A 6636-nucleotide genomic window follows, 5' to 3' on the forward strand; every position below is an offset into this window, starting at 1 on the left:
TAAATTTATGCTTATCAATAGTGATCTCCCTGTTGAGATAATAAAATCCAACAAACAATCCTAAAATTGAGAATACGATAGTAATAATAGCTACCACTAATAACGATTCAAAAACAAAAACTGCAATAAGATCTCCTATGATATTAGCTGTCATCATAAACAGAATTTTGTAAAAATTCAATTTTGGTTTATTCAAACTATCAAGTGAGATCCCAATAAACCGATCCAAAGGAAGCATTAAGCCGTAAATCATAAATACTCTGAATATTATAGTTGAGCCTGCATATTCTTTACCACCAATTAGTAGCATGAAATCTTCCGCGAATATAAATCCAATAATAACTAAAGGAATGATCAAAAATGTTAATGCACCAGAATAAGTGTAAAATAATTTTTTGAATTCTTGCTTATTGTTGTCAATGCTATTTTTTGATAATCTAGGAAATAATGTTGCTGAAAAACTTCTGAGAGGTACTTCAATTACTTCAATCATTTTAAGGGGTATGCCGTATAGAGCAACAGCTGAAGGGCCTAATATTGAACTTAAACCGATGATGAACGTATCAGCACTTCGAAGCAAGTTTGTACCGATAAGAGTTCCAGTACTATATTTCCCGAAATTTAGAATCATGCGGTTTGTTTCACGATTTGCTTTTGTAAAATATTTGATCCCATCCCATCCTAAAATCATACAAATGAGTGAGCTTGTTCCCATTATAATTAGCTGACCTGTAATTAGCTCTGCAACATTGAATTTGAAAAAGAATAAACTTGATAATATAAACATAAGAAATAAGCCTAATTCAAATGATTTGATAAAAAGAATTAAATCAAAACGCTGTTTGGCTTGTAGTATTGATTGTGAGTTTATTGAAGGTAAGTTAAGTAGGACATAAATTGGATAAAACTTGAAGAAAAACAAATAACCTGAGTTGGAAATACTATTGTTGAAAATTCGATATGTTACAAAAACAATAACTGAAAGGCTTACGGCAATGATAAGATTTATAAGCCAATTTGATCCGATAATTTTTTTTTGATTTTCAGCTGAAGCTCCTGAAAGAAAACGGACAACAGCTGTTTGTGTTAGTCCATTTCTCAGCATATCAACAAAACTACAACCTGTGATATATAACAACCACATCCCAAAATTATTCTTGTCGAGGTATTTTGCAAGAATAACAAAACTAATAAACCCAATTCCAGAAGTAATTATTTGCTGAGTAAGAGAGTGTACATTTTTTTCTTTAGATATTTTAGATACAATTGCTTTCAAATTAAACTATTTATCATTACTCGATAGCAAATGCTTCATAAACTTTCTGAAACGACTTCTCTTTTTTGGTATTTCACTAATAAAGTATTCTACCACATCAAGCTTTGCATTATTCAAAATTAAAAAGGCTTCATGGTTTAATGAACCTTTCAAATTTTGATAAACTTTTTGATCAGCGCTTGACCACACTCTTTTGGCTTGACATACAATATAAGTTGTGTCCAATTTCGATACAAGTTCAAATGGGTAAACATTATAAATGAGAGATGGAAGCTCAATAAAAATATATCTGTAATTTGAAAAAGAATTTATTTCAGGACATAATTCTTTGTAATCTTTTACATCCGAGTATTTATGGTTTAACTTGTAGCAGTAAGTATCTTCATCAATTTTTCCGTCCAGGTCATTAGAGTGATTTATGAATAGTACTTTATCTCCACTTTCTCTTATTTGTTGAACTAGTTCAGTCACAATTCTTGTTTTTCCTTCGTTATTTCTTGTACTTGTTATTCCAACTATTATTGGGCGACCAATTATCTTAGATGAAAGCAATTTTATATGTTGAATTATTTGCTCTGAAAGTTTTTTAATAATAAATGGAAAATCAATTTTGCGGAATTTTCTTGGAATAAACGGAAATGCACTAACCGTTTGCATTGATGTATGTGTTAGTGCCGTTTTTGGATTATTTATATTCCTATCTAACAATTCCAGTAAAATAAGAATGAGAAAACAAAGAATAAAGCCAAGTATTGCAGCACCAGGCATTAAGAATTTTTTCAGTTGAGTTTTTGGTGTAATGGGATAGAATGGAAATCCAACAGGCTTAATGTTTGAGGACAATTCAATATTTTGCTGTTTAAGTTTACTTGAGTTTAAACTATTTAATAGTGATAGGTATTCTTTTTCAGAAACCTCTATCTCCCGTTCAATACGTTTTAATTTAGCACCTAATGGAGCAAAAGTTGTGTAAGTCCTTTCTACTCCCGCTTTTCGTTCAGAATAAACGTTTAATCTGGCCTCACTTTCTTCGTATGCAATAATTGCCTCAAGCCATTGTGTCAATACTTCCTGAACAGGAATTCCCTCAATCGAGCTACTTGAAGTGAATTCATAATCGACAATTCTTCTTATTTCAGACTTAAGTTTAGTGAGCAGTTGATTCAGCCTTCTTATTTCATTTTGTGTTGACTCATTCGGTTCTGGTTCTGTTTCTAAAAAAGTAATTTTCTCAGTTAATATTGAGATTTCTTTAGTCTTATTTAGAATATCTTCTCTGTTAAATTTGATACCGGGTTGGGTGGCTAATTTGCTTTCAAGTTTTTCATATGCAGCCTTTGAAGCAGCTAAATTCATTTTCTCGTCCTGATAATCTCTATCAAGATTTTCTTTTTCAGCAGCAATATACTTTGTTTGTTCATAATAATTAATAATATTGTTATCCTTATTAAAACGAAGCAATTCATCCTCAGCCGATTGAAGTCTTTCATTTGCATTATTAACTTCTTCCTGGAAATATTTGACAACCTTATCTGACTGATTTTCTTTTATAAGCTTATAATTCTTAATAAAGACATTACTCAGTAATACAAGTGTATATTGACATATTCCAGGATCATTTGTTTTGTATGATAGTTGAACAATATCACTTGACTCAAGTCTTTTAACTCCTATTTTCTGTAAGGCTATAACACTATAATGAGCTATGTTATAATTCAGCAAACCATAAATGAAATTTGTATCATTCTTTTCCTTATAGGCGTAGAAGTTCTTTAATGTTTCTTCTAATTCATAACTATTATCAAACTCTTCATTCAGACGTTTCTCCAAGGATGATTGACCAACATCTTCCCTGATAAGCAGTTGGTCAGTATTTTCTATATTCAAAGCCATTAAATCATCACTAGATGGATTATCACTATCAACAACTTCATATTCTCCTTTTTTACCAACAATTAGGTTTGTACCCGATTTTACAGTTCTTTCTTGCAATGAGTTCCAGATGATTAAATCTGATGATGATATATTGAATTTAAGTGCAATTGATTCAATATTTTCATCATATTGAGGAATATAAAAGATATTACCATCTTTATCAAACTGTTTGCTTTCAGCTTCTATAGATTTATCTTCACTCTTATCAGATAAATTAATAATGAGTTTATCACCAGCACGAATTAAATTGTCGCTCATGTCGTTTAATCGCATGAGTTTAATTAATGGGATATTATATTTTCTTGAAATTGAATATAAAGTTTCATCTGGTTGAACAATGTGATATATGTTTTTTACAGTTTTCTGTTTGCTAGGTTCTTTCTTAAATGATTTTGTTTCTTTTATTTCTTCTTTCTCTTCAATATTCTTTCTATTTTCTATACTCTCCCTTCTAACTACAAGGTCAAAAACATCATCAGGAATAATTGACATTAGCTTGTCATAATTAGTTTGACTGATATATTTTGGATCAGCTTTTTCAAGAAGCAAATGCTTAGCAAATAAACGCAATGAAACTTCTTCAAGTGTTTCGCGCGAGGAGATTATATTTAATAGGTTGTCGTAGGCCATATTTGTTCCGAAGAAGTCACCTGCACTCCCTGTTCCTTCGAGGTTCATTCCTGAACCAATACCAGTATATATTGTTGTATTGGATTCGTATGTTCGTGGGGCATTTAGTAAAAACAAATAGACTGCTAATGCCATCACTAAACCTGAAGCTATAAGTAAGAAAGCATTCCTGTATAATAGTCTGACAATCTGAATTATATTCATTTTATTCTAAGTTTGATATTTGGAATTTGATACCAACAATTTCCTGAAGAACTAAATAAGTGGTTGTTAATTCCGCTTTGGCTTGCTCATAACCAACAACAGCATTGTTGTATAGTTCAGTCATTTGAGCATATTCCTCAATTCTGATTTGACCGTTTGTAAACTGTTTTTCAATTAGCTGCTTTTGAATTATTAGTGCTTGTTTATTTTTATTTAATATACTGACTAATCTTTCATTTAAAATTACACGATTATATTGTTCAATAACCAATTGAGTAATTTCTTTTTCTCTTTGTTGCTTAATAATTTTTGCTTCCAGTAATTCTACTTCAGCAATACCTATTTCACTTTTTCTGTTTAATGCATCAGATAATGGTAATCTAATATACAATCCTGTTCCGTATCTTGTTTCAACTTGGGTATTGATGGTTGATGTTCCAGTATTTGGATTCCAGGATAATGCATCATAAGTACCATATACTACATCTCCACTTAGGCCAAAGTTTCTTGTCCAATTAGTTTTTGATAATCTAATTTTATACTGATTTTTCATAATTTCAGCATCCTGAAATTTGATAAGAGGAGAATTAATAATGGCTGAATCAATAAGTACATGGAGAGGAGGTAGTGATTTTAAAATTTGAGAAACTTCATTAACTTCATCAGCATCAGAACTGATAGTTTCATTTTGAGCATTTATAATAAATGGTAAAGTAAAAAGAGCTATAAGTAAGTATTGCATAGTGCGCATAATCAATTATTTTCTTTTTGAATCATTGCAGGAATAGTTTTAATTATGATTTTAATATCGCCCCAGAAACTATGATTATGGGCATATTGGTTATCAAGTTTTTTTCGATTTTCAATGGTATCCTGTGCAGTATTTTTAAGTTTTACTTGCCATAATCCAGTTAAACCTGCAGGTCCTAAAAATCGCTCAGACCATTGGTCAGACGTTAGTAATTCAGCTTCATAGAGCGGAAGTGGACGATTGCCTACAATAGACATATCTCCTTTTATTACATTTATTAGTTGTGGTAATTCATCTATGCTTGTATTTCGAATAAAACGACCCATAAAAGTAACCCGTGGATCATTTTCAAGCTTCTTAAAAGTTGACTTTATTTTAGATTCTCTTCTAGCCATATGCAAATTCTCACAGATTCTCTCTCCATGTATATACAGTAAAGGAGAGCAAGGTTCCTCTAAACTTTCACATTTCTCGCATACTTCATATTTTTTCTGTGAGCTATATATGTTTAAATGATCCAAATCTTTCAACTTACTGTCGGCATCAGAACGCATTGATCGAAGTTTGTAGAAGTTAAAAATATGATAGCCCGTTCCTACTCTTTTGGAAGTATAAAATACAGGACCCCTGGATTCAATTTTAATTAGAAATAATATAATCAATAAAAAAGGTGATAAAAAAAGTAGTGCTGTACAGGCAAAAAGGATATCAAATAATCTTTTTGAGAGTGGAGTATTGTATTTCGAGGATACAATCTCCTCTGAAACACCATTTGTAAGCCCGCTTTTATAATCGAGTAAAAACTTTATTCTAATATAAAGATTTTGAGGTTTGAAAGGTGTTGTGTATAAATCATCAATATGCAAATCAAGTACTTTATTTTTAACTTCATCATTTGCATTATGCTGAATAAGAATGAAAGGGATAGAGGATAAGGATTTATCTTTTTTTATGAATTCATGCAGGTCAAAACCATCCATGCCAGGTAAATTAGTTTCAGACAAGATTGCATGTAATTCTCTATTATCACTTTGGTTATCTTTAAGCCAATCGATGCTTAATAATACATTCTCTGCATATGAAAAGTCAAATAAATCAGGAAATTTACTAAATGAGTGAACCACTTCTCGAGCGGCTCCTACATATAATATTTTGAATTTTTCCTGTTTTTGAGAGGTCATTTTTATCAGTCTTCTATTTCTTCTCCAAGAATTAACTTAATTAAAACCAAAAGCTCTTCTGGATTAAATGGTTTGGTTATGAAGTTTCGTACTCTAAGTTTGTAAAATTTAATTCTAGTTTCGCTTTCTTCCTCTCCCGATAACATTAAAAGAGGGATTTTATTATGCATTCCACTTGCACGTATATTCATTACAAAATCGTGGACATTCATATTTGGCATCTGAATATCACATATTATTAAATCTGGTGAATTACCATCCTGTATCCACCTTAATGCCTCTAAACCATCAGCTTTTGTTTCAACATCATAATATTTACTCAGAAAAATACTAAGTAGTTTGCGTATGGTTATTTCATCATCAATCGCTAGTATTTTCTTTTTCATAGATTTCGTGTTTTAAGATATTTTTCCCAATTCCAAGATGTTTTTACCATATCGGGAAGCGTAAATGTTGTTTTCCAACCCAGGTCTTTCAGAGCTTTAGATGAATCTGCCCAAACAATGCTTACATCGCCATCTCTTCTGTCTCCAATTTCGAAATTAACCTTTACTTCATTCTCTTTCTCAAAGGTTTTAATAACTTCTAATACGCTATATCCCTTTTCAGATCCTAAGTTGAAAACAGAAAACTGTTCTGTATTTCTTTCTTCCCAGAGA

At 31.1% G+C, this 6636-nt stretch carries 6 protein-coding genes; all 6 read right to left on the bottom strand.

Annotation, left to right across the window (positions count from 1 at the left end; all coding sequences use genetic code 11):
- Positions 1-1276: oligosaccharide flippase family protein (locus HOG71_02645; protein MBT5989728.1), on the bottom strand; the 1276-nt coding region annotated here is incomplete at its 3' end.
- Positions 1277-1282: 6 nt separating this feature from the next.
- Complete coding sequence (locus HOG71_02650; protein MBT5989729.1) at positions 1283-4045, bottom strand: LysM peptidoglycan-binding domain-containing protein; 2763 nt, start codon at positions 4043-4045, stop codon at positions 1283-1285.
- Between the two features lies 1 nt (position 4046).
- Positions 4047-4787, bottom strand: coding sequence for a TolC family protein (locus HOG71_02655; GenBank protein MBT5989730.1), 741 nt, complete (start codon positions 4785-4787; stop codon positions 4047-4049).
- Positions 4788-4798: 11 nt separating this feature from the next.
- Positions 4799-5977 (bottom strand): sugar transferase, encoded by a 1179-nt coding sequence (locus HOG71_02660; protein MBT5989731.1) that lies wholly within the window; start codon positions 5975-5977, stop codon positions 4799-4801.
- Positions 5978-5982: 5 nt separating this feature from the next.
- Complete coding sequence (locus HOG71_02665) at positions 5983-6363, bottom strand: response regulator (GenBank protein ID MBT5989732.1); 381 nt, start codon at positions 6361-6363, stop codon at positions 5983-5985.
- The coding region (locus tag HOG71_02670; GenBank protein MBT5989733.1) for a UDP-glucose 4-epimerase GalE at positions 6360-6636 on the bottom strand (277 nt) is incomplete at its 5' end. The genes HOG71_02665 and HOG71_02670, both read right to left, overlap by 4 nt.

Source organism: Bacteroidota bacterium, assembly GCA_018698135.1.
Lineage (GTDB): Bacteria > Bacteroidota > Bacteroidia > CAILMK01 > JAAYUY01 > JABINZ01.

Bases quoted from the DNA above. Each gene is read 5' to 3' on its own strand.
- HOG71_02650 (MBT5989729.1), bottom strand. From the start codon at position 4,045: ATGAATATAATTCAGATTGTCAGACTATTATACAGGAATGCTTTCTTA.
- HOG71_02655 (MBT5989730.1), bottom strand. From the start codon at position 4,787: ATGCAATACTTACTTATAGCTCTTTTTACTTTACCATTTATTATAAAT.
- HOG71_02660 (MBT5989731.1), bottom strand. From the start codon at position 5,977: ATGACCTCTCAAAAACAGGAAAAATTCAAAATATTATATGTAGGAGCC.
- HOG71_02665 (MBT5989732.1), bottom strand. From the start codon at position 6,363: ATGAAAAAGAAAATACTAGCGATTGATGATGAAATAACCATACGCAAA.